Origin of the sequence: Exiguobacterium sp. s168 (genome assembly GCF_018619035.1) — a bacterium.
Lineage (GTDB): Bacteria > Bacillota > Bacilli > Exiguobacteriales > Exiguobacteriaceae > Exiguobacterium_A > Exiguobacterium_A acetylicum.
Window position 1 is genome coordinate 1 of record NZ_JACSNE010000030.1, and the last position, 21,962, is coordinate 21,962.

A 21,962-nucleotide genomic window follows, 5' to 3' on the forward strand; every position below is an offset into this window, starting at 1 on the left:
TGAATAGGTACAGTATATCGATATCTTTAAACACAAAAAACCCCGAATGGGGTCTTTTATCAAGTGTCCACCATTCAGGGTTCAGTTCACTAGAAGACGAATCCGGTTTGATTAGTTCTTATTTTTTGGCATTTGATCGAAACGGCCACCAGACCCCTTTACCAAACGAAACTGTGATCGCTGGAATCAAGAGTGGTAAGACGATTAGTCCATACAAAAGTAGACCTGTGATGACAATCGTCGCGATTTGAACGAGGCTCAAGACACCAGACGGCATCATCGCTCCGAAGGTTCCTGCAAGAATGATCGCTGCCGTGATGATGACAGATCCCATCTTTTTCATCGACAGGAACATCGCTTCCTTCGTATCGAGTCCCTTGATCGTCTCTTCGCGGAAACGATCGAGTAGGAAGATCGAATAATCGATACCAAGGGCAATCAACATGACGAATCCGAAGAACGGAACAGCCCAACTGATGCCGTCATATCCAAGACCGTTGACGAAGATCAGCTCAGCGATCGACATCGACGTATAATACGTCAGCAATAACGAACCAATCATGAACAATGGCATGATCAACGAACGGAACATGATCGCTAAAATCACAAAGAGACTGATCAACATGACGGTCACTGTTCGCTTGAAATCGGCTTTCGACGTATCATTCAAGTCACTGTTGACGCTTGAAATTCCGCCATATGCGACAGTGCTGTCTTCAAACGGTGTCCCTTTAATCGTATTCGCTGTCGTCTTTTTGATTGCAGCGACGGTTTGAATCGCTTCTGGTGAATACGGATCATCTTCGAGGATGACTTCAAACTTCAATCCGGTTTGCTGATCAATCGCGTAACGGTCAATTGCTGGCTTAAAGGCCTTGTCCGATAACGTATCTTTTGGCACGAACACACCTGTCCCACGGATCGATGTCGCTTGTCCCATCTCGGTTAACAAATTCGAGATGTCATCTAGACCATTACTAATTTTCGCAAGCCCTGTGTTTGCTTGACCAACACCATCCGCAAGTTGTGTCAGCCCACTTCCAAGTTGACCGGATTGTGCTCCTTGTGAGGCTATTCCACTTGCTGCTTGACTGATGCCAGCTTGAACTTGGCTCAATTGACCAGACAAGGCATTTAATGTTCCAATGGTTTGCGGGATATTCTGAGTCGATTGCAGACCTTGACCGACGAGCGTCAATTGTTGATTGATCTGTCCAAGTCCGTCTGCTGCTTGTTGCAACTGACTTGCTCCTGCTGAAGCCGTGTCTCCTGCCGGTAGTTGTCCAGTAATACCGTTGAGATTGTCTTCAACTGTCGTCAGACCAGACTGAACGTCCGTAAGACCAGCGGTTGCTTTCTTCATGCCGGAAGCAACTTGTTTTAATTGACGATCGACGTAGAAGTCATTAATGATTTCGCCTGTCGGACGAGAAATCGAACGAACCGATTTGACCCCGTCGATTTTCACGAGCTCACGACTCAACTGTTCCGCATAAGGAACTGTCTTTTCTGTAATCAAATCTTTGTCGCTCTTAAGAATGACATTGACCGGGAGCGACTCACCTGCTCCAAATCCATCCGAAATCGCATTCAGTCCTTTGACCGTATCATACTTCGCACCAATCTCATCGACGGTATTAAACGAGAGGTCATCATCATACGTAAAGAGTGTCGGGACCGTGATGATCGCAACGATGACCATCGCAAGCAATGGACGACGAATCGATAATCCACCATACTGCGCCCACAGTTTACTGTCTTGGTGACTCGCCGCCTTCTTCGATGGCCAGAAGAGCTTTTCTTTTAGTGTTGCCATGAAGAATGGGACGAGTGTGAACAAGACGAGCAAGAGCACGGCAATCCCGACTGCAACGGCGACCGACGATTTAAAGATCGGGAAGTCCGCAAAACCAATCGCTGAGAAGCCGACGAGCACAGCGAGACCACTGATGAGTAACGTACGCCCTGCTGTCTTATACGTATTGACGATTGCTGTCTCAACGTCGTGTCCTGCCGTCAACTCTTCCTTGTACCGGCTCAGTAGCAAAATACAATAGTCCGTTCCAATCCCGAACAGGATGGCAACAAGGAAGATTTGCGTATAGTTCGATACCGGGAAGCCGAACCAGTCGACAAAAAAGGCGACAAGTGATTGGCTGATCAGGTACGTAAACCCAACCGCAACGAGTGGGACGAACGGTGTGACGACTGAACGGAAGACGAGCAGAAGCAGTCCGAAAATCAATCCGACGGTAATCAGTTCCGTCCGCTTCAGTCCCTCTTGCGAGCTCGTATTGACGTCATCGTTGATTAACGCTTCACCCGTTAGATAAATCGTTTGATCCTTTGGTAAAAGATCCGTCCGGATTTGTTTTGCCAGTTTGACGATCTCTTCTTGCGAACCGTCGACTGTGATCGGTACGAGGACCGTCTTTTTATCTTTTGAGACGAGCTGTCCTTCCGTCTCTTTGTTTTCAAACGGATCGAGCACATCCGTGACCGGACGATCGAGTGCTTCTAAATCCTGAACGATTTGCCCAATCGACTTTCGATCGGCATCGCTGACTTTGTCTTTGAGCGGAATGACAAGCGAGATCGTTTCTTCGCTTGCTCCCGCTTTTTCTAAAATATCAGCTGCTCGTTGTGAATCAGCATCATTTGCAAGCTGAATCGCACCTGCTTCTTCTGCTTGTTTAGCCAAGTTTGGTGCCGTAAACAGTAACCCTACTGTGACGATGAGCAATAACGCAAGAATTGCCCAGCGCCATTTGACGATTTGTCGCATATCCGATTCTCCTCTTCCCTCTATCTGTTTTTAATCATTCAACTGCAAAATCTCTTTAATCTTTTTGAAGGTTTCAATGAACTGGATGATTTCTTCTTCTTCGACTTTTCCTTCAATCAAATTTTCCAGATACGTATAGATTTCTTGCTCCGCTTCAGTTGCCACTAACCGACCTGCTTCCGTCAACGAGATGTACTTCGTTCGGTGGTCATCTTCTCGACGTTCGACGATGACGAGACCTTTTTCCGTCAACTTTTTCAGCCGGTTCGAGATGGCACTTTTGTGAACACCCTGTACTGCCGCGAGACGTCCGGACGAAATCGGTCCATATTTTCCGACGAGCTTCAACACATGAAGTTGTTCCGGTGAATACATTTGCCAAACGGGTGCTTCGACCGACTTCAACACGCGTTCTGTTCCGTGGATCATGACTTCTTCAAACAGGAGGACTGCTTCACGTAAATTGTCTTTCATTTTTAGTTTACCCCCTAAACTTATGAAGTTAGTTTAGCCCCTCAACTAGAAGTCTGTCAACTCTAAACTGTCACAACTTACCGATGCAGAACATGACCAATTTCTGTATGATAAAGGAAGAGAGGAGCATGCTTATGTTGACTTTATTTTGGATCGCATTAGTCATTTGTCTCGTCGGACTCATCTTTACGTTGCGGATTGCTAAGCAACCAGCAGAAGAGCAGTACGATCACAAGACTTCGGCAAAAAATATGTCTTGGATGTATTTCATTTTTCTCCCGATCATTCTGATTTTATTAGGCATTTTCTATTACTTTCTAACGTGACATAAAACAGCACACATCAGCCGATGTGTGCTGTTTTATGTCACTTCAAGGTTTTCGGACGGACGATATAGATATCGCATTTTGCATAACGGGAAATGTTTTCAGAAACACTCCCAATCATGATTCGTTCCATCGCATTCGTCCCGACTGCTCCGCAGACGATCAGACCCGCACCAACGCGTGGTGCGATGACCTTTGGAATCAGTGTTTTCGGAGAGCCGTTTTCGATGATCAGCTCAACTGTCTCGACACCTGCTTCTCGTGCCCGCTTTTCGTAACGATCGAGCAATTCTTGTGCATATTCGGTAACGTTTTGATCAATGAAACGTTTATTGGCACGTACGTTAGCAAACGTCTGAATATCGATGACATGGGCGATGACGAGTTTAGCATGATCAAGTTTGGCAAATTTCACTGCCTTCTCAAATGCTAAATCTGCTGTCTCTGATCCGTCGACTGCTACCAAAATCGTATGATATTGGCTCTCCATCAAGATTCATCCTTTCCGCACGACTCTCTTACAACATCCGATCATTTTCATTTTCAAGGGCACGGTTTTCGTGATCAAGTTTTCGTTCCGCTTCGATTCCCTCTGGCTCTGTTTCCAGAATACTTTTTGGTTCCGGCGCAGGACGAGAAGCCCCTGCTTCGTCTGCCAACAGGACATAATCGCCTTGCTGGACACGTAAGACGTGTTGCCGAATATCTGCCTCCGGCAATCCGAGTTCCGTAAAAGCAGTTTGAATTTCCTCAGCCGAAGCTGGTTTGCCTGTAAACCGCTCAAACAGCGTCCGTTTTCCAGAGACGAGTTGCGCCGCCGATTGCCCACGTAACATCGCCATATCAGTCTTGTCTTGCAACACGATATATAGATCCTCTTCTAGATAACCTGCAAAATGTAAATCCTCGATCTTACGAATTAAATCCGTTTCATTCTGATAGACACCAATCCATTGTTTTTTCCCCATGATGCACGCCTCCCCCTTTTATAACAGCTATATGGGATATACCCCAAATTCACCTAAAACATAACTAGGACGAAGAAGACTTAGGTGAATGCTGTCGAAAAAGACGTTGACGTTTCTGAAAGACGTAATAACATAGGAGTAAAACACACATCATGCCAATTCCCGCTACGATCTGTTGCAAGAGAATGAGACGTTCGTTAAACAATAGTCCAGCTAAATACCAGATGAGTGCAAGACCAAATAACCAATCTGAATGGATTGCGATGAACAGGAGTCCACCGATAACAGCTAATGCGAGCGCAATCGTGCTCCATTGGGTTTCGGAAAGACTGAATAGAGAAGTGAACTGAAAATCCGACAAGATCCGAAATGGTAAAATCAATAGCATCGTACTGATCCAGGCAAGCAACAATGAAAATGGAGAGCGCATCCATGGCGAACGCCGGGGATGGTGTTGAATTTTCATATAGACTAAGCAAAGGCTGATGAAAGAAATCGTCGTCGAGACGAGTTCCCAAGGGGGGCCACTCATACTACTGATTCCAAGCGTCACGAGTGATAATGCAAGCCACCCTCCGATATCTTCAATCAGTTCTCGATCCGCAGGGAAGGCACGTACCGGTCGAATACACCAAATCAATAATGTCGTAAACACGACACCGGCAATGGCGTCAAAGAATGGTGCAGGAACAAGAGATAACTTAAGAATGGTCATCGGATGTTGCCAAACGACGCGTGCTAGCATTGCAAAGAGGAATGCTCCTACATTCATCAAGCGTAAAAGTGTTAAATACTGCACTTCTCTTTTCACCTCCTCGTTCAGTCTGTTATTTAATTCCCGCTGTAGAAGTCTGAAAAACTAAAATGTCGCTTTGTTCTGTTGCCAAATTACGGTACGATGAAAGGAAAAGGAGGAACGAGAATGGACGCATTTTTACTACCCTATCAATACAATTTCATTCGGAATCAAGTCGAGCTGCTGCAACATCAATTCGCAGCTGTTCATGACCCCGATGTTCGTGATGCTGTTCGGTACAGTGCCGCTGAAAAGATATTTGATCTATTGCCAATACTTACACCGGAACAGGAAATCTTGCTGACGAACATTCGTGACGCTGAATCCGAACAGGATCTTCTCATGTATTTGAAACGTGTGGAGCCGTTCGTCCACCCATTTCCGACCATCTCTGAATCACGAATCCGACAGCTCTTTAAAAAAACGAAAAAGCTACACGTTCCGCCACTTCACTCCTTTGAGTGGACACACACGACGTTTTTAAGCTGGAACGATACCGGAAATCGGAAAAAATATTTCGTCTATCCCTTGAATGGTGAATGGATTGGCGTAGAAGGTACCTATCTACCATCGATTCAAAAAGGGATTTGTGCGATTTGTCATACGTATAGTGATATTACACTCGTAACTGTCACGACACGCCGTTCGACTGAACAGCATCAAACGATTGGTCATTATATGTGTATCGATAGTGATGCTTGTAATCAAGCAGTGACCAAGCCGGACGTTATTGAAACGTTCTTAGCCCGTTCGCAAAAGAAATGATATGCATCAAAAAACACGTTCGTATGACTGGTCCGTTTGGATCAGTATACGAGCGTGTTTTAGTATATGATTTCATTTATACCTTCGTTACCGTCGAATCATGCATAAAAAATTGATTTTTCCCCCGACGTTTTGCTTCGTACATTGCAAAATCTGCCTGCTCGATCAAGTCCGATCGAGAGGCTGCATGTGTAGGATAAATCGCGCCCCCAATACTTGCCGTCACAGGAAGTGGGATGATGCCATGATGAAACGGCTGTCGAAACAAGGAAACCAGGTGCTCTCCACACTGCACGACTTCTGATTCTTGTTCAACGTCAAATAATAAGACGATGAATTCATCCCCACCCTGTCTCGAAATGACCGTATTAGGCGGTAGTTTCTTTTGTAAGCGTGCCGTGACGTCGATGATGAGCTGATCTCCGACACGATGTCCGTACGTATCATTAATCTCTTTGAAGTGATCGATATCGATAAAGAATAATCCGACTTGTCCTTCACTCGCTTCCGCTCGGTACAAGGCATCTTGAAACAATCGTGCAAACAGATACCGATTCGGTAACCCTGTTAAAGCATCGTGATACGCCATGTGCCGCATCTCTTCCATGGCAGATGCTAGTGCTTCCGTCCGTTCCTCTACCTTCGCCTCAAGGTTTTCACGCAGTCGTTGATTATCAACGACGATCCGAATTTGACGGGAAATTAATAACGGAATCGCAATCATCAGACCAATCGTCAAACCATTCCAACTGATTGTTTGCCGTGCCATCGTCACGAATAGAATTAACAAGAATACGTATGGCGTAATCAAACGCAAGACATCGATCCATTTCCGAGCGACATCAAAGCTGACGAATGATTCCTCAGCATCAAAACGATAAGCTGCTAATCCGACGATCATGACAGTCGCTAACCATAACGGATCGAGCCAACTCGAAGGGATGGGGTAATCAAATCGTTCTAGTACGACGTATAGAAGGTCGGCAAGTAACTGAAAATGAAAAGCGAGTAAAATTAATAACAACGAGCCACCATTGCCACGCTTCATCAAACCAAAAAACAAGACAATCATTCCACCGAGTAATAATAAATCGCCGATCGGATAACGGAGCCATAAAATCGTTTCGATCGTCAGCAGCGTATTCGCTTCTAAATACGGTGTCACTAAATAGTGCCATGAGAGAGATCCTGCAACGACTAGAATGATGAATTCATCAAACAAAAAAACACGCAAGTTGACCTCGCGTCGTCGATTGCGAAGAAAATAACCAAAAGCGATCAAATAAATCAAGATTTGAAGACTAAAGATCAAATCGATCCAGTCAAACGATTCCGTTCGTATTCGTCCTTGTAGTAAATATAGAAGCTGTCCACATTCGCCTAATCCAAGCATGGCGTTAGCCAACAATAAAAGAAGAAATAAACGATAGGTAAAAGAGCGTCTTGTCTGACGTCGTTGTATCTGCCAAATCAAATAGAGGGAGATCGTTACACCACCAATCGTGAACAGACTGTTGACGACTTGTCCGATGGATGTATCCGTTCCAACGCACGTCACCCAGCCGATATGAAAGAGTAACCAACCGATGACGACACCTAACCATTTTTGATACATTGACGAGCCCCCCCCTTCCTTTTTTAACCATAGTTCGTTTGTCCTGTAGGTATATCGGTTCACGGTTGCTGTTTATTCACTCTTTTTTTATTTTCTTGAATTTTTTGAAAAGATCACTCTTTTTAAACACAAGCAAAAACCGTGTTCACACCTAAGCGATTTGAACACGGTTTAACAGAAATACATCATGTTTTCTTTAACTAGAACGTCGATTCTCTTCTGTCGACTCGATCGATTCACTTAAACTGAGCGGTAAGACGATGATGAAGCGACTGCCTTTACCGACTTCAGATTCGACGTGGATGACGCCTTCATGTTCTTTGACGATTTCTTTACAAATCGATAAACCGAGTCCAGTTCCACCGATTCGACGTGTATCGGAATTATCGACACGATAGAATTTATCAAATAAGTGGGCAAATGCATGGTGAGGAATTCCAATTCCTTCATCTTTCACTTCAATGATGGCTTGATCATCTTTCGTATCGATCCAGACATCTACACGTCCACCATCGGGAGAATACTTGATTGCATTGTTGATCAAGTTACTCATCAATTGTTTGATCCGGTCTTCATCTCCTAATATGAATGGACGATCCGGACTGAGCAATTGCAAATGAAGATCGTGTCGTTCACTTGAAGCGTCATACAGGGACATCACTTGTTCAGTTAGGCTGAGCAAATCAAGATGTGCCATTTGGTACAACTGTCCACCCGACTGCATCCGTTGAACGTCTAAGAAGTCCGTGACGAGGTTCGATAATCGTTCTGTCTCATTATGGATCGTCGCTAGATACTTCTGCTGTTTTGAGTCATCGATCTTTCGATTTAGCATCAACTCTGTAAAACCGTAAATCGATGAGAGCGGCGTTCGCAATTCATGTGACACAGTCGAGACAAGTTCTGTTTTTAGACGATCGGCTTCTGTTTCCCGGGTAATATCCCGTAAGACGAGAATGATTCCCTTCCATCCCCCGACGACATCAATGCGTTCCGCGTAGACTTCTAGATGCGCCGTATTGTTTCGAACATCAAATCGGACTTTGTCCGGTGAAATCTTACCGGAACGAATTAAATCCAGATACGTATTAAAGGCTTCAACATCATCCACCAACTGACGCATCACATCAATGACGTACTCACTCGAAGGTAACGTCCGATCTACTGTGAATTCCGTTTGAAGTTCTGGAATCAAGTCAAACAATGGACGGTTGACGTATAACTCTCCATTTCCATCCTCGAGATAAATGATCGCTTCTCGAATTGAGTCCAACACTTGCTCGGTCTTTTCTTTTTCCTGACGCATTCCTTCATAAGAACGCGTCCGTAGAAGTGAAAGCGTCATTTGTTGCGCAAACTCGCGAATATCCGTCAGCTGTTGTCCTTTATATGCAGATTTGTAGCGAACGAGATAGATGGCAGCAATCAATTCATGCGTTTCTGGATCTTGAACCGGAATCGTCACCTCATACGTACTAAAGGAATACGGATGCTCTTTTTCACGTGTAACGCGCTTCTCCGATTGAACGAATTCCATCTTGCGAACAGATCGATTGATGACGGACATCTCATCTTTCAGGAGATCTTTTAAATAGTCCATCGTCATGCCGTTTGTTGTTGCACCCATAAACTGCCCTTCTTCATAAAGCAATAGAGCACCGTACTCTGAAGAAGTGATATCGATCATCTTTTGAACGATTGCTGGATACGATTCGACAGTTTCGCGAACGGCAAGTGCCTCTGTTAGTTCACTACGTAATCGCAACTTTTCCTCATTCTTTTTCGTCGTTTGATACGCTTCTTCGAGTTCCTCTTGTTGCGCCTGTAACTCTTCTTGTTGCACGAGCAATTCCTCACTTTGCGCTTGCAATTCTTCATTTTTACCTTGCATCGCATCCGTATGAGCATTCGTCGTCACGACCATCCGATTAAAGGAAGCACGTAATAATCCGATTTCGTCTGGACGTTTTTCTGTCGTCTTATCGATTTCAATTGGTTCCTTGCGAGCAAGTTTTTGATTATCGTCTACTAATCGTAACAACTGCCGCGTCATCCGGCGAAGGAACGGGTTAACGAATAGAAGAATGAATGCGACGAGCATAACGATACTTGAGATCCAAATCCATTGTGATTTTGCAACTTCACTCCGCAATTCCCCGACAGCGGTTTCTTGCTGTTGACTTAAATTCGTCCGGTATTCGTCAAGCGCTGCAGATGCTTTTTCAATATCTGGCGTAATATCGATCGAACCGTCTGCAGTTGGCTTTAACTGTCCTTGTTCAACGAGTCGTTTCGCAATTGGTAAGGAAAATAGACTATCCCCCTGTAAAAAGTCTTCATTGATCCGATTCGCCTTTTTATCATTGACGTAAGACTGGGTCAGCGGAAATAAGACGTCATAGTACAGTTCATATAAATTCGTCATTTGTGCCGCGAATTCTTCTTCTTCATCCGTTTTTGCGTTTCGCATGAACCAATCGGTCTCACTTTTGATATCTGTACGGAGCGCTTGGATTTCGTCAAACCGTTCTTGGTTACCAAAGATGACGAATCCGCGTAAACCGAACTGAACCGTTTGCCAATTGTCCCATAAATCGTTGGCTCGGCGATTTTGTTCACTGATCGTTTCTAAATTTTGTTTAGACGTTTCAATTCGTCCTTCCATGTAGTCATAGACAAAGAACGAAGTAATCGATACTACGATCAATACCGCATAAAAAACCGTCAGCAACTGCCGACCGATTCGTCGCCGAATCCAATTCATCATGAATGTATCCTCCTCATCATTCATTGAATGATGCTTTTTCATTTATTTCTTTTAATATAATAGAAACGCTTTCGAAGCAACAGCTAAGATGTACAAAAAAGACCTTTTCTCGGAATGTACCCGAAAAAAGGTCTTTTCATACTCTTATTTTTTCGCTTTTTTCACTGTCACAGACGTTACAGGACTCATTTGTCCGCGCGTATTCTTAACGTAAACCGACAGTTTCGCTTTTGCTTTTTGCTTCGGAATTTTGACGGAATAGTTTCCTTTTGAAGAAACCGTTCCTTTTCCGATGACTTTTTTCTTCGCATCTTTTACGTAGACACTCAATTTCTTTTCAGCTGTTCCGGTTACTTTCGTTTGACCGGCATAGACCGATTTCACTTTTGGTGCCTTTGGTGCTGGTAAGACTTTTACGATTGTCGGTTTACTTGTTCGTTTTGCAATATCCGTCACCGTAACGATCAAGCTTGAACCACCAACTTGCTTTGGCAATTTCACGCTGAACTTACCTTTTGCATCGACTTTCGCTGTTGCAATTTTCTTTTGTTTCGCATCTTTGACTGTAATCGTACCACCCGCAAGAGCTGTACCTATCATTTTTGTCGCACCGGCAAGAATCGCATTCACTTTTGGAGCTTTTGGTGCTTTTCCAGGAAGGACTTCTGTCCGTTCCGACGTGACGTCTAATCCATTCGCATAGCGAACCGTCAGAACTGTTTTTTGGTTTTGACGCGGAATCTTGACGCTGTATTTTCCTTCTTGTGCTGTTGTTGCAGCTAACTTTTTATTCGTTGTTGTTTCTTTGCCATTCTTATCTTTTGTTACGACAGCTGCCCACACTTCAACTTTCGTCCCTGTCTTAACTGTTCCAGAAACAACTAGTTGGTTATCGTAGACATCATTGACGTTCCCGTTCAAGTTCAACTGGGAGATCGCACGTGGAATACTGACTTTCCCGTAGCCAGCGACTGGACTGACGTAAGCTGGGAACTCAGGCTCAATTTTCTCACCATCTTCGTCCTCATCTTCAAATTCATACCAGTCATTCGGATTTTCAAACGCAAGCGGTTCTGCACTCTTACGCAAGATTTGTTCGATTTGCGCTGGTGTCAGTTTCGAATTTAGTGATTTCAAGATACCCGCTACTGCGGCAACATGTGGCGAAGCCATACTTGTTCCATCCATGTACACCGTGTTACCGTCTGGAATCAAACTAGCCACTTTTGATCCTGGCGCTACGACATCAAGTCCAACACCATAGTTTGAATAATCCGCGACCATTCCGAGAGGGTTCGTCGCTCCGACAGAAATCGCATATTCCGAGTTCGCTGGGTAACCGACCATCATGTCGTAGTCATTTCCTGAAGCAGCTACGACCGTAACACCATGATCTGCTGCATATTTCATCATATAAGCCATCGTCCGGCTCTCACCGCCACCAAGACTCATATTGATGACTTTTGCGCCGTGATCAACTGCATATTTAATCCCGAGTGCGATGGCGTCTGTTTCCCCTTCACCGTTCGCATTCAAGACTTTAACCGGCAAGATTTGTGCCGATTGATGGATTCCCTGGATACCATAATCGTTGTTCATCGTTGCTGCGATGACACCTGCCACGTGTGTCCCGTGACCATTGTCATCAATTGCATCTCCGTCACCGTTGACGGAAACGTAGTTCTTTTCGTTTGCGATATCAACTTTGCCTTGTAAGTCCTTCAAACGATAATCAACACCTGTATCGATGACTGCAATCTTAACAGGAGCTAATTTTTTCGTTCCAAAACGTTGTTGGAATGCTTCAAAGCCGATCCCAACGTTATCAAATTGCTCAAAAGCAGTCTTTTTATTGACGGCCCACTGGTAGTCGAAGTTGATATCACTTGTCGCACGGTACGTCTGAACTTTTTCAACGTACTCAACGGCTGAAGAACGATTGAGTGATTGTTTTAATGCTGCCGCTGATTGACCTTTAACAGTTGGATCTTCCGTCACGATGACGAAGTCTCCCGCATTGCCAAGGGATAAACGTTCTACATCATTTGCCTGAACGCCCGCAATCTTCATCGAACGGTTCATCTTACCTGGTTTTAGTTTGACGATGTAACGTGTTGCTTCTTTTGATTGGATACTCATACCCATTGACTGGAATGTTTCGCTTAACGAACTACCACTTAATTTTGAGATATCCATTTTATTTGCATATCCATCAATCTCTTCAGCGATCACAGTAGGTGACGCTTCACGTGATAATTTGTAAAGACGATCGACAGCTTGTTGATCAGCTTTCGTCAACGTGTATGACGTTCCACGCACGAGTGCTTCCATCGCTGGTTTCAATGTTTTTAAATCTTCGTATGCTTGTTGACGCTTATCTTTGTTAAATAAAAGTGTTTTGACGACATAAGGCGATGCTTTGTAGTAAAGCGATGTCAAAGCGCGTCCAGCATCTGATTGGCTCAATACTTGTTTTTGAATCGAGTGCATGAGCGCAAGCATCGGTTTTTCTTCTTTTGTTTGTTTGAGCGCTTCTTCTGCCATACAGCTGATATCATTGATCGGTTCATACTCAACCGGCAATTTGACATTGTTATACGTTAGTTTAGCATGCGCTGCTTTTGTCGTCTTCCCTTCTTCGATGTTCGGGTAATATTCTACTTTGACATAATACGGTCCATCCCATGCGTATGGAACAGCTAGTTTTGTCGGTGTTTTTTCATTTGGCTCTGCTTCTGTCCGGTAACGATCAAACGTATCGTCTTCTGCAGCCATCGATTCGCTCGGATAAGCTGTTACTTGAACAGGTTGATCCGTGTCGATTGATAACTCGAAGTGAGAGGCAGTTTTTTCTACACCCGCTTCATGATTGACGCGGTACCAATATGTATTTTTTTCTTCCGTTCCTGTTTCAAGCGTCGTCTCTTGACCTGCTTTCAAAAGCGTTGCTTTAGCAAGGGCAGTCTTCGCCTTTGCTGTCGTAGGTCCTACTCCAAGCGTCAAAATCAGACAGCTCAGCATGACCCAAATCATCAGTTTCTTCACAGATGTTCCTCCTTCAAAATGGACGTACTTTACCTTGATTATAAACAGCATATGGATAAAATGGATATTTATTTTATGGATGTATCTTACAATTTTGAAAGGAAAGGCACTCAATGCTCACACGCATTGAATGCCTTTTAATGATTATTTAAAATCTGCTACATATTCGCTGTATCCTTCTTGTTTCAATTCCTCTTTCGGAATGAAACGTAAAGCAGCCGAGTTCATACAATACCGAAGTCCGGTCGGTTTCGGACCATCCGAGAAGACGTGTCCGAGATGTGCATTCCCATGTCGGCTCCGAACTTCCATCCGTTTCATCCCGATCGAGAAGTCACTTTTCTCAATGATATTCCCCGGCTCAAGTGGTTTCGTAAAACTTGGCCATCCTGTCTTCGAGTCATATTTATCGTTTGATGAAAACAGTGGTTCACCAGAAATGAGATCGACGTAGATCCCGTCTGCCTTTAAGTCCTGATACGGATTATCAAATGCCGGCTCTGTCTCATCTTCTTGTGTCACCTCGTACTGGATTGCGGTTAGTTTCTTTTTAATTTCTGCGTCTGATAATTTTGGATACGTTGGAAGGTTAAGTTTTGGTTGATCGTTCCAGTAGCGATTGATAAAGTCATCGCGTCCAGAAGCTGCCCGATAAAACTTATATTTTTTCTCATTCGTTAAATAATAATCCTGATGGTATGCCTCCGCTTCGTAAAAAGGACCTGCTGCAATCAATGGTGTGACGATTTTATCATCAAAAACCTGTTGTTTCTCTAAATCCTGTTTCGATTGCGTTGCAATTTCTTTTTGTGTTTCATTCGTGTAGAAAATCGCTGTCGTGTACGATTCCCCTTGGTCAACGAACTGACCGTTTGCATCTGTCGGGTCAATCTGACGCCAGTAGACATCGAGTAATTGTTTATATGAGATGACGTTTGGATCAAACGTGATTAACACCGCTTCCCGATGCCCTGTCGTCTCCGCCGATACTTGATTGTATGTCGGATTTTTAACATCACCGCCCGTGTAACCGGAAATGACCGATTTAACTCCTTTTAACTCCTCAAACGGTGGCTCCATACACCAGAAGCATCCTCCAGCTAAGATTGCCGTCTCTTCCGGTTGATAACTCAATTCCTTACTACCACTTGATTTTGCCTGCTGTTGCTGGAACACGAAGTATCCCCCGACCATGACGACGATGAGACCAATGACGGATAAAACTGTCCACATTCGTTTCTTCATCTCCCTTCGCCTCCTTTATTTAGCTTACGTCGCGTGACGTTTATTGGATGTTATTTTATTTAACTGTAACGCGCTGATGCTGGCTTGTCGTAGCATGAGCTTAAATGAAGCATCTCTTCCTATGAACCTACTAAGTATATGTTTTTAATAAAAAGCAGCTGACACATCGTCAGCTGCTTTTATTCGTCCTCAATCGTTAACGCACGCTCTCTTCTTTGATTTTTTGCGGCTTCATGATTTTTGCTTCTTTTTTCTGACGCATGCGTTCCGCATTCATCAGTCCCCCTAACATCAAAACAACAGCAGATAAATAGAACCATGTCATCAAGACGATGATTCCGGCAAGCTGACCGTAAAGACGGTCGTAACTCCCAAATTCAGCGTAGTAAGAGAAGAATTCCGAAACGACTTGCCAAGCAATCGTCGCGAAAATTGCCCCGGGAAGTACCTGACGAACCGTCAAATGGACACTCGGTAGGATCCGATACAATAAGATGAAAAAGACAAGTAAGAACAATGTTCCGAGTCCCCAGCGGAATAAGAACCAAATCCATGAGTAGTTCGTTACGAAATCAGCAACGATTGAAAAATGATTGATGAAACGTCGTGTTAGTTTCTCTGAAATCGGAACAATCAATGAAATCGGTAAGATGATCATCATCCCGATTGTAAAGGCGAAGTCTTGCAACAGCCCGCGCCAAAACGGTGCTTTCCGTGTCACTTCGAGCGCATCATTTAGCGAGCGGACAAGTGACTGGACCGACATCGAAGCAAGCCAAAAAGCGGCGATGAAACTGATCGAGGCAAGCTTAAAGCCGCCTTGATCAAAGATTCCGACGACGTTCCGCTGAATCAAGTCGTACGTTTCTGCTGGAGCAAATGGTCGAATCAAATCCAGCACGTTTTCCGACGTAAACGGTAAGAACGAGACGATCCCAACCACAAATAATAAGAATGGGAATAAGGACAACATCAGATAATAGGCGAGCTGAGCTGATTTATCAAAAAAGGCTTCACCAAAAAAACGGGCAAATACAGGTTTGATTAAAGACATACAAATTTCCTCACTTTCAACTCATTCTCTACACTATCCCCCATTTCATAACTTCTTTAAACTTTTGGGAGTCTTTTGAACTTATAACAACCTTATACATCATTCAAGTTTGGCGCTTCGTTTCTTCGCGGGGTACACTAGGAACAGAGATTGTATCGTGCTTGTTTTTCAGAAAGGATTTCGATTCGTGGACCCATTCATTCAATCCGAAGCAGAACGCTTCTTTACTTCTTATATAGAGCAATACCCCGAAATGTCCGGACGTCAGCAAGAAGTCATCCGTTCGATTCAAACGACAGGAACATATGAACAGACGGCTTCCGAGCTCGCATTCGGTGCTAAGCTCGCTTGGCGCAACAGTAACCGATGTGTGGGACGCCTCTTTTGGGAGCAACTTCATGTCTTTGACGCGCGGGATGCGTTGACCGTCGAAGCGGTCCGCGACGCGTTATTTGAGCATATCCGGTTCGCGACGAATGAAGGACGAATTCGCTCGACGATCACGATTTTTCATCCGACACGTGTGCGGCTGCATAATCACCAACTGATTCGCTACGCTGGTTATGAGACTGCAACAGGAATCATCGGCGATCCGGCTTCTGTCCAACTGACACGACAATGTGAAGCACTTGGCTGGAGAGGGGCAAAAACACCGTTTGACCTCCTTCCTCTCTTGATTGAACTCGATGGACAACGTAGTCTGCATCCGATTCCAGACGAGCTCGTGCTCGAAGTCAGCATCACACATCCTGACTATGACCTGTTTGATGGTCGCGAAGTCCGCTGGTATGCCGTACCGATGATTGCTGATATGCAGCTTGAGATTGGCGGTATTGTTTATCCGTGTGCCCCGTTCAACGGTTGGTATATGGGAACAGAAATCGGCGCTCGTAACCTCGCCGATACGGATCGTTACGATCTATTGCCACTCGTCGCGACGCAACTCGGTCTGAACACCTCGCGTGAACGTTCACTCTGGAAAGACCGAGCGCTCGTCGAACTGAACGTCGCCGTACTCGAATCTTTCGAACGCGCTGGTGTTACGATCGTCGATCACCATACCGCTGCGAAACAGTTCGCTCGTTTTGAAAAAAATGAAGCGGCATGCGGTCGCGATGTCACCGGGGAATGGTCCTGGCTCGTGCCACCGATGAGTGGTGCAACGACGCATATGTTCCATAAAGATTACGACCCAGAAATCAAACGACCGAACTTCTTTCCAAAATCAACACAGACAGCGCCTGTGACGGGTTGTCCATTTCACCAAGGAGTATTGAAATGAATTATGTCGAACAGTTACGTCGAAAAATCGGTCATGACCCAGTCATTCTCGTCGGTTCCGTTGTCCTCGTCGTGCAAAATGAACACATTTTGCTCGAACAACGCAACGAAACACAAGCCCGCTTTGGTTTACCCGGAGGATTGATGGAATGGGCGGAATCACCGGAAGAGACCGCGCGTCGGGAACTCGCGGAAGAGACGGGATTAGAAGTGGAACGATTAACGTTACTTGATGTCTACTCCGGTCCGCAATACGTGACGACCTTAGCGAACGGAGACGTGTTTCAAAGCGTCACTCTCGCCTATATCGGTGAACATCCGATCGGAACGTTAAAGCAAAGTGATGAAAGCATCAAGCTCCAGTTCGTACCGCTTGATGACTTACCTGATCATTTGGTCGGCTCTCACGCTCGAATGATTGAAGACTACAAAAACCGCCGCTAAATGAATAGCAGCGGTTTTTGTTTATAGCGACTGACGCATGATGTATTGTTTCAAATCCCGCTGAGTCCACCCTTCAGAACGTAATGCCTCCCAAACCTGCACATCTGTTGATTGATAATGGTAGGTCGTTCCCGGTAAACGACGGACGACTTCTGTCGCATGTCGTGCTTTTTGTTCTACTGGACCAACGACTGACAAGAGAGATGATCCGGCTACTGCCACTACACTTGCTTCTAATTGGTAATAATCCGTTTGTAATTGCTGCATGACATGAGGATCTTGCTGCCAGATGTACTCCCCTTGTCCATGGTATTGTTTCAAAAACTCCACTTCTTCGATCGTCGGCAGAGCGGCTTCTTGGCGTTCATCCGTTAAATGAAAATATCCGATTTCTCCAACGATCGTGTAATGAAGCGATTCATACAATCGAATCGCCGGGTCGTTCCCTTGAATGACTTCAAGCATCAGACCATCCATTCCGATTTCTTTAGCATGGCTCAGTTGTGCTTGATACAAGGCTTTCGCGATCCCAAGACGACGATACTGTGGTGAAATCCCCAGTCCCCCACACCGCATGATGCGTTGACCCTCAATCTCCTTCCAACCGTTCAGCCAGAGACCGACTGGTATTTCTCCATGATAGGCAACGAATGAATGCTCCAATTGGTTCCCGTCTCGTTCGATGATGCGCTCTTGGAATTCTGCTTCCGATAAGTGCAGTGGAATCAAATAATCTTGGAACCCATCCTGCATCGCTTTGTACGCCGTTTTTACGCCAGGTGCGCGTTGAATATGAATCATCGAAAAACCTCCTTTTCCACTGAGCTGTTTCGCTTTCGTTCGCCTCATTTCCTGCATACAAAAACACCCTTGTCGCCAAGGGTGCCCTACTTATTGAATTTTAGAACGGCTACGTCCATAACCAAAGTAAACAAGCAGTCCGATTGCTGTCCAAACGAAGAAGGCAATCCATGTGAATTTCTGTAAGTTGACCATCAACATGATACAAGCGAGGACTGATAGAATCGGTAAGACTGGTACGAACGGAACTTTAAAGGCACGCTTCAAATCAGGACGCGTCCGGCGCAGAATGATGACTGCGATTGAGATGAACGCGAATGCTGCCAGTGTTCCGATGTTGATCAATTCAGCAAGTGTACCGAGTGGCACGAATCCAGCAATCAAACCAGCGATTGTTCCGAGAATCCATGTCGCTTTGACCGGTGTGTGTGATTTTTCATTAACATCCGAGAAGACTTTCGGTAAAAGTCCGTCACGGCTCATCGCGAACAAGAGACGAATAAGACCAAATGTCATAACAAGGATGACCGTCGTCATACCAACGATGGCACCCAAGTCAACAAATCCAGCAACCCAGTCTTGACCTGCGACTTTTAACGCAAGCGATACGGGACTATCGACACCCTCGAACTGTTTGAATGGAACGATTCCGACCATGATAGCCGAAACGACGACGTATAGAACGGTAACGATCGCAAGCGATCCCAAGATTCCGATTGGTAAGTTACGTCCTGGGTTTTTGACTTCTTCTGCCGCTGATGTAACCGCATCGAACCCAAGGTACGCAAAGAAGGCAATCGCCGAAGCTTGTAAGATCCCACTCATACCAAACGGAGCAAATGGTTTATAGTTGCCTGGTTCGACATACCAAATCCCGACGACGATGAAAAGAACAACGACGGCAACTTTGACGAGTACCATGACATTGTTGACGCGTTTTGTTTCTTTAATGCCAAGCGAAAGCAAGAGCGTGATGACCATTAAAATCAAGAATGCCGGTAAGTTAAAGAATGTCTAGCTTCCCGGTACAGCTCCTGGCGCAGCTGTTAAAGCCGTCGGTAAATGGACGCCGAAACCTGCTAAGAGCGACTGGAAATATCCTGACCAGCCAGTTGCAACGGCACTTGAAGCGAGTCCATATTCTAAGATCAAACACCACCCGATGATCCAGGCGACAAGTTCCCCGATCGTTGCGTATGTATACGTATATACACTACCTGAAACAGGAATCATCGACGAGAATTCAGCATAACAAAGGGCTGCGAGTGCACAGACGACTGCAGAAATAATGAATGAGATCGGTAAAGCTGGTCCAGCATAAAGAGCACCCGTTCCTGTTAGAACGAAAATTCCGGTTCCGATGATGGCACCGATTCCAAGTAAAATAAGGTCAAACCCTGATAAATGACGTGCCAGTTTGGAATGGTGTTTCATATCCATCATTACACTGACATCTTTCTTGCGAAGCAAACTCATGTTTCATCCTCCGAACTTTTCTCTTTTTTCTGAATATTCAAATCATTTAGGTAATTGACTTTCTAATCATAACAAACGATGTCAGGTTCGATAAGTCTTTTTTTCTGTATTTTTTCACAAAGTGGTCAAACCACTTTTGTGAAAATACGACAATGCTTTGATGCATCAACGCGAAAACACCCTTTCCCCTAAAGTTAGAGGAAAGGGCGTACTCTCATTACGGACGATCATTAGGGTGATCGAGGTTTGGACGATTGTTAGGATGATCGAGGTTTGGCCCTTTATGATCATTTGGGTCAATCGGATAATCATCTTGTTGTGCTAAATCATTTTCTGGCAACGCACCTTTTGGTGTACCATGTGTCGTTTCATCTGTTGAAGATGAACGCGCTGAACGTGGTGCACGATCTGGTGTGACATCATCCGCTGCTTGTGACGCAGCACCTTTTGCTGCATCTTTCAAGCTTGGTGAAGAAGAAGTCGATGCAGACTTACTTGGAAGATTCGATGTGTCGACTTCCGTGTTCTCTGCTTTCTTTTGCAAACGATCGAGGTAACGCGATGCATTATCACGTCCACCGAGACCAAAGGCAAGACCGAAAGCAAGTGCAAGTGCTCCAAGGATCAAGATGAAGGCTGAGTTGACGATTGTATCCGCAACACCCAATTGATCAAGTGCCATGAAGACAGCAAGTGCAAGAATCGCATACTTCGCAACGATTGAGAGGACTTTCAGTTCAGAGTTACCGAACAGGCTGTCCATCGTACGTTTGACAAGGTTGCTGACGATGATCCCGATTGCGAGAATGATGATCGCTGTCAAGACGCTTGGCAAGAAAGCAAGGACGGCACGACCGAGGTCGACCATGAAATCAAGACCAATCAAGTTGAAGGCTTCGACGACGAAGAGAACGACGATGACGATCTCAACGAGTGCACCAACGATGGAAGCTGGTGATGTAGACGCTTGGTTCGCATCCCACGTCCCGATTTTCAAGTGACGTGTTAGGTTGTTGAATCCAAGACGTGACAGGAGATCCGTAACGAATTTCTTGATGAAACGTCCGACATAAAGACCGACAAGAATCAGAACGACACCGACAATGATATTCGGAATCATACCAAGGACATCGTTCAACATGTTGATCGCTGGTCCTGTAATTCCTTTAATATTTAATTGATCAAGTGCTGAAATCGTGATTGGAATCAGAATCAAGATGAAGACGACTGTTCCAAGAATCGACGACAGTGATTTCGAATCTTTTTGATCATTTGACCCAAGATTGAAGCGAGATGCAAATTTATCCGTTCCAACAGCATGAAGGAAATTCGTCACGATATCGCGGACGATTTTCGCTACGAGGAAGCCAACGAAGAAGATGGCTGCCGCAGCAATCAAGCGTGGAATGAATCCAAGGAATGACGATAATAATTGGCTAAACGGTTGTGAGACACTCTCAATGTTCAACGCACCAAGTACACCTGGTAGGAACAGAAGCAAGACGAGGTAGAAGACGATCTCCCCTGCGATTTTTGGATAAGCTGAAAGATCTGTCTGACCTTGAAGCATCTTGTTCGAACGTACTTTGTCGTTCGCCATCAGCTTCGTACCTGCTTTGACGATGATCATGCGGAGAACGACCGCGATGACATATGCCAAGAGGAGGATGAGGGCTGCTTTCAGGATATTCGGTATTGCCGCGAGCAATGTACTCATCGTATCCGCAAGTGGTCCCGCAATGATGTTCAGATTAAGGATATTGAAGACCAAGATTAGGACGAAGACCATGAGAATCCAAAAGACGACAGTCCCGATAATTTTTTCAGGTGTCCACTTTTTCTTCTTTGGTGGCGCCCCTTCTTTTTGAGGCGATAACTTGTTGACGACCCCAGATTTCTCTAACGCTTTTTGAATCCCATTCGCAATCAGCTTAGCAATGAGCCATCCAATTAAAAAGACGATGATCGCTCCAAGCAAGTTGCCGAGTGATCCGAGAATGCCGTTCAGGTTCAACGACGTTCCGTTCCAAATGTTATTCATCTTTTCACACTCCTTCACCTAAAATAAAATTATATGTTTCTGACACTTCTTTAATTTCCCCAGCTAAAGGATTTATTAA

General features: G+C 44.9%; 16 protein-coding genes and 1 pseudogene. 4 read left to right on the forward strand and 13 right to left on the reverse strand.

Features of this window, described 5'->3' with window-relative positions; genetic code table 11:
* Positions 1-118: 118 nt before the first annotated feature.
* On the reverse strand, positions 119-2,785 hold the full coding sequence (locus KNQ15_RS14315) for an MMPL family transporter (RefSeq protein ID WP_214729836.1): 2,667 nt from the start codon (positions 2,783-2,785) through the stop codon (positions 119-121).
* Between the two features lie 30 nt (positions 2,786-2,815).
* Positions 2,816-3,259, reverse strand: coding sequence for a MarR family winged helix-turn-helix transcriptional regulator (locus KNQ15_RS14320; RefSeq protein ID WP_023466958.1), 444 nt, complete (start codon positions 3,257-3,259; stop codon positions 2,816-2,818).
* 134 nt (positions 3,260-3,393) lie between these two features.
* On the opposite strand from KNQ15_RS14320, the gene KNQ15_RS14325 reads away from it, so the two are divergent.
* A complete protein-coding gene (locus tag KNQ15_RS14325; RefSeq protein WP_035411129.1) occupies positions 3,394-3,585 on the forward strand; it encodes a hypothetical protein in 192 nt (63 codons plus the stop codon).
* Positions 3,586-3,625: 40 nt separating this feature from the next.
* Here the strand turns inward: KNQ15_RS14325 and KNQ15_RS14330 are convergent, their stop codons facing one another.
* From KNQ15_RS14330 to KNQ15_RS14340, 3 genes are all read right to left on the reverse strand, one after another.
* Positions 3,626-4,075 (reverse strand): universal stress protein, encoded by a 450-nt coding sequence (locus KNQ15_RS14330; RefSeq protein ID WP_214729837.1) that lies wholly within the window; start codon positions 4,073-4,075, stop codon positions 3,626-3,628.
* A 28-nt stretch (positions 4,076-4,103) separates the two neighbouring features.
* Positions 4,104-4,553: a general stress protein gene (locus KNQ15_RS14335; RefSeq protein ID WP_035411135.1), complete on the reverse strand. Its 450-nt coding sequence runs from the start codon at positions 4,551-4,553 to the stop codon at positions 4,104-4,106.
* A 64-nt stretch (positions 4,554-4,617) separates the two neighbouring features.
* A complete protein-coding gene (locus tag KNQ15_RS14340; protein ID WP_214729838.1) occupies positions 4,618-5,352 on the reverse strand; it encodes a hypothetical protein in 735 nt (244 codons plus the stop codon).
* 123 nt (positions 5,353-5,475) lie between these two features.
* On the opposite strand from KNQ15_RS14340, the gene KNQ15_RS14345 reads away from it, so the two are divergent.
* On the forward strand, positions 5,476-6,114 hold the full coding sequence (locus KNQ15_RS14345) for a FusB/FusC family EF-G-binding protein (protein ID WP_214729839.1): 639 nt from the start codon (positions 5,476-5,478) through the stop codon (positions 6,112-6,114).
* A gap of 76 nt (positions 6,115-6,190) precedes the next feature.
* Here KNQ15_RS14345 and KNQ15_RS14350 read toward each other — a convergent pair whose 3' ends face one another.
* The 5 genes from KNQ15_RS14350 to KNQ15_RS14370 form a co-directional block, all read right to left on the reverse strand.
* Positions 6,191-7,729: a GGDEF domain-containing protein gene (locus KNQ15_RS14350; protein ID WP_214729840.1), complete on the reverse strand. Its 1,539-nt coding sequence runs from the start codon at positions 7,727-7,729 to the stop codon at positions 6,191-6,193.
* Positions 7,730-7,925: 196 nt separating this feature from the next.
* The gene (locus KNQ15_RS14355; RefSeq protein ID WP_214729841.1) at positions 7,926-10,496 is read right to left on the reverse strand and encodes a HAMP domain-containing sensor histidine kinase; all 2,571 of its coding nucleotides are present in this window, start codon (positions 10,494-10,496) and stop codon (positions 7,926-7,928) included.
* A gap of 144 nt (positions 10,497-10,640) precedes the next feature.
* Positions 10,641-13,541, reverse strand: a complete 2,901-nt coding sequence (locus tag KNQ15_RS14360) for a S8 family peptidase (protein ID WP_214729842.1) — start codon at positions 13,539-13,541, stop codon at positions 10,641-10,643.
* A 144-nt stretch (positions 13,542-13,685) separates the two neighbouring features.
* A complete protein-coding gene (gene msrB, locus KNQ15_RS14365; protein WP_214729843.1) occupies positions 13,686-14,786 on the reverse strand; it encodes a peptide-methionine (R)-S-oxide reductase MsrB in 1,101 nt (366 codons plus the stop codon).
* Positions 14,787-14,982: 196 nt separating this feature from the next.
* A complete protein-coding gene (locus KNQ15_RS14370) occupies positions 14,983-15,840 on the reverse strand; it encodes a YihY/virulence factor BrkB family protein (RefSeq protein ID WP_035411153.1) in 858 nt (285 codons plus the stop codon).
* Positions 15,841-16,027: 187 nt separating this feature from the next.
* On the opposite strand from KNQ15_RS14370, the gene KNQ15_RS14375 reads away from it, so the two are divergent.
* Entirely contained in the window at positions 16,028-17,122 is a 1,095-nt protein-coding gene (locus KNQ15_RS14375; RefSeq protein ID WP_214729844.1) for a nitric oxide synthase oxygenase, read from the forward strand.
* Positions 17,119-17,565 carry an NUDIX hydrolase gene (locus tag KNQ15_RS14380; RefSeq protein WP_214729845.1) on the forward strand — a complete coding sequence of 149 codons (447 nt, stop codon included), beginning with the start codon at positions 17,119-17,121 and terminating at the stop codon, positions 17,563-17,565. Before KNQ15_RS14375 ends, KNQ15_RS14380 begins: the two co-directional genes overlap by 4 nt.
* Before the next feature lie 21 nt (positions 17,566-17,586).
* On the opposite strand, the gene KNQ15_RS14385 is transcribed toward KNQ15_RS14380, so the two are convergent.
* The 3 genes and pseudogenes from KNQ15_RS14385 to KNQ15_RS14395 form a co-directional block, all read right to left on the reverse strand.
* Complete coding sequence (locus tag KNQ15_RS14385; protein WP_214729846.1) at positions 17,587-18,366, reverse strand: GNAT family N-acetyltransferase; 780 nt, start codon at positions 18,364-18,366, stop codon at positions 17,587-17,589.
* Positions 18,367-18,456: 90 nt separating this feature from the next.
* Positions 18,457-19,842, reverse strand: a pseudogene (gene bcaP / locus KNQ15_RS14390) (branched-chain amino acid transporter BcaP).
* A gap of 217 nt (positions 19,843-20,059) precedes the next feature.
* Positions 20,060-21,883 carry a mechanosensitive ion channel gene (locus tag KNQ15_RS14395; protein ID WP_214729847.1) on the reverse strand — a complete coding sequence of 608 codons (1,824 nt, stop codon included), beginning with the start codon at positions 21,881-21,883 and terminating at the stop codon, positions 20,060-20,062.
* Positions 21,884-21,962 lie beyond the last annotated feature (79 nt).

Bases quoted from the DNA above. Each gene is read 5' to 3' on its own strand.
- KNQ15_RS14315 (WP_214729836.1), bottom strand. From the start codon at position 2,785: ATGCGACAAATCGTCAAATGGCGCTGGGCAATTCTTGCGTTATTGCTC.
- KNQ15_RS14320 (WP_023466958.1), bottom strand. From the start codon at position 3,259: ATGAAAGACAATTTACGTGAAGCAGTCCTCCTGTTTGAAGAAGTCATG.
- KNQ15_RS14325 (WP_035411129.1), top strand. From the start codon at position 3,394: ATGTTGACTTTATTTTGGATCGCATTAGTCATTTGTCTCGTCGGACTC.
- KNQ15_RS14330 (WP_214729837.1), bottom strand. From the start codon at position 4,075: ATGGAGAGCCAATATCATACGATTTTGGTAGCAGTCGACGGATCAGAG.
- KNQ15_RS14335 (WP_035411135.1), bottom strand. From the start codon at position 4,553: ATGGGGAAAAAACAATGGATTGGTGTCTATCAGAATGAAACGGATTTA.
- KNQ15_RS14345 (WP_214729839.1), top strand. From the start codon at position 5,476: ATGGACGCATTTTTACTACCCTATCAATACAATTTCATTCGGAATCAA.
- KNQ15_RS14350 (WP_214729840.1), bottom strand. From the start codon at position 7,729: ATGTATCAAAAATGGTTAGGTGTCGTCATCGGTTGGTTACTCTTTCAT.
- KNQ15_RS14355 (WP_214729841.1), bottom strand. From the start codon at position 10,496: ATGATGAATTGGATTCGGCGACGAATCGGTCGGCAGTTGCTGACGGTT.
- msrB (WP_214729843.1), bottom strand. From the start codon at position 14,786: ATGAAGAAACGAATGTGGACAGTTTTATCCGTCATTGGTCTCATCGTC.
- KNQ15_RS14370 (WP_035411153.1), bottom strand. From the start codon at position 15,840: ATGTCTTTAATCAAACCTGTATTTGCCCGTTTTTTTGGTGAAGCCTTT.
- KNQ15_RS14380 (WP_214729845.1), top strand. From the start codon at position 17,119: ATGAATTATGTCGAACAGTTACGTCGAAAAATCGGTCATGACCCAGTC.
- KNQ15_RS14385 (WP_214729846.1), bottom strand. From the start codon at position 18,366: ATGATTCATATTCAACGCGCACCTGGCGTAAAAACGGCGTACAAAGCG.
- KNQ15_RS14395 (WP_214729847.1), bottom strand. From the start codon at position 21,883: ATGAATAACATTTGGAACGGAACGTCGTTGAACCTGAACGGCATTCTC.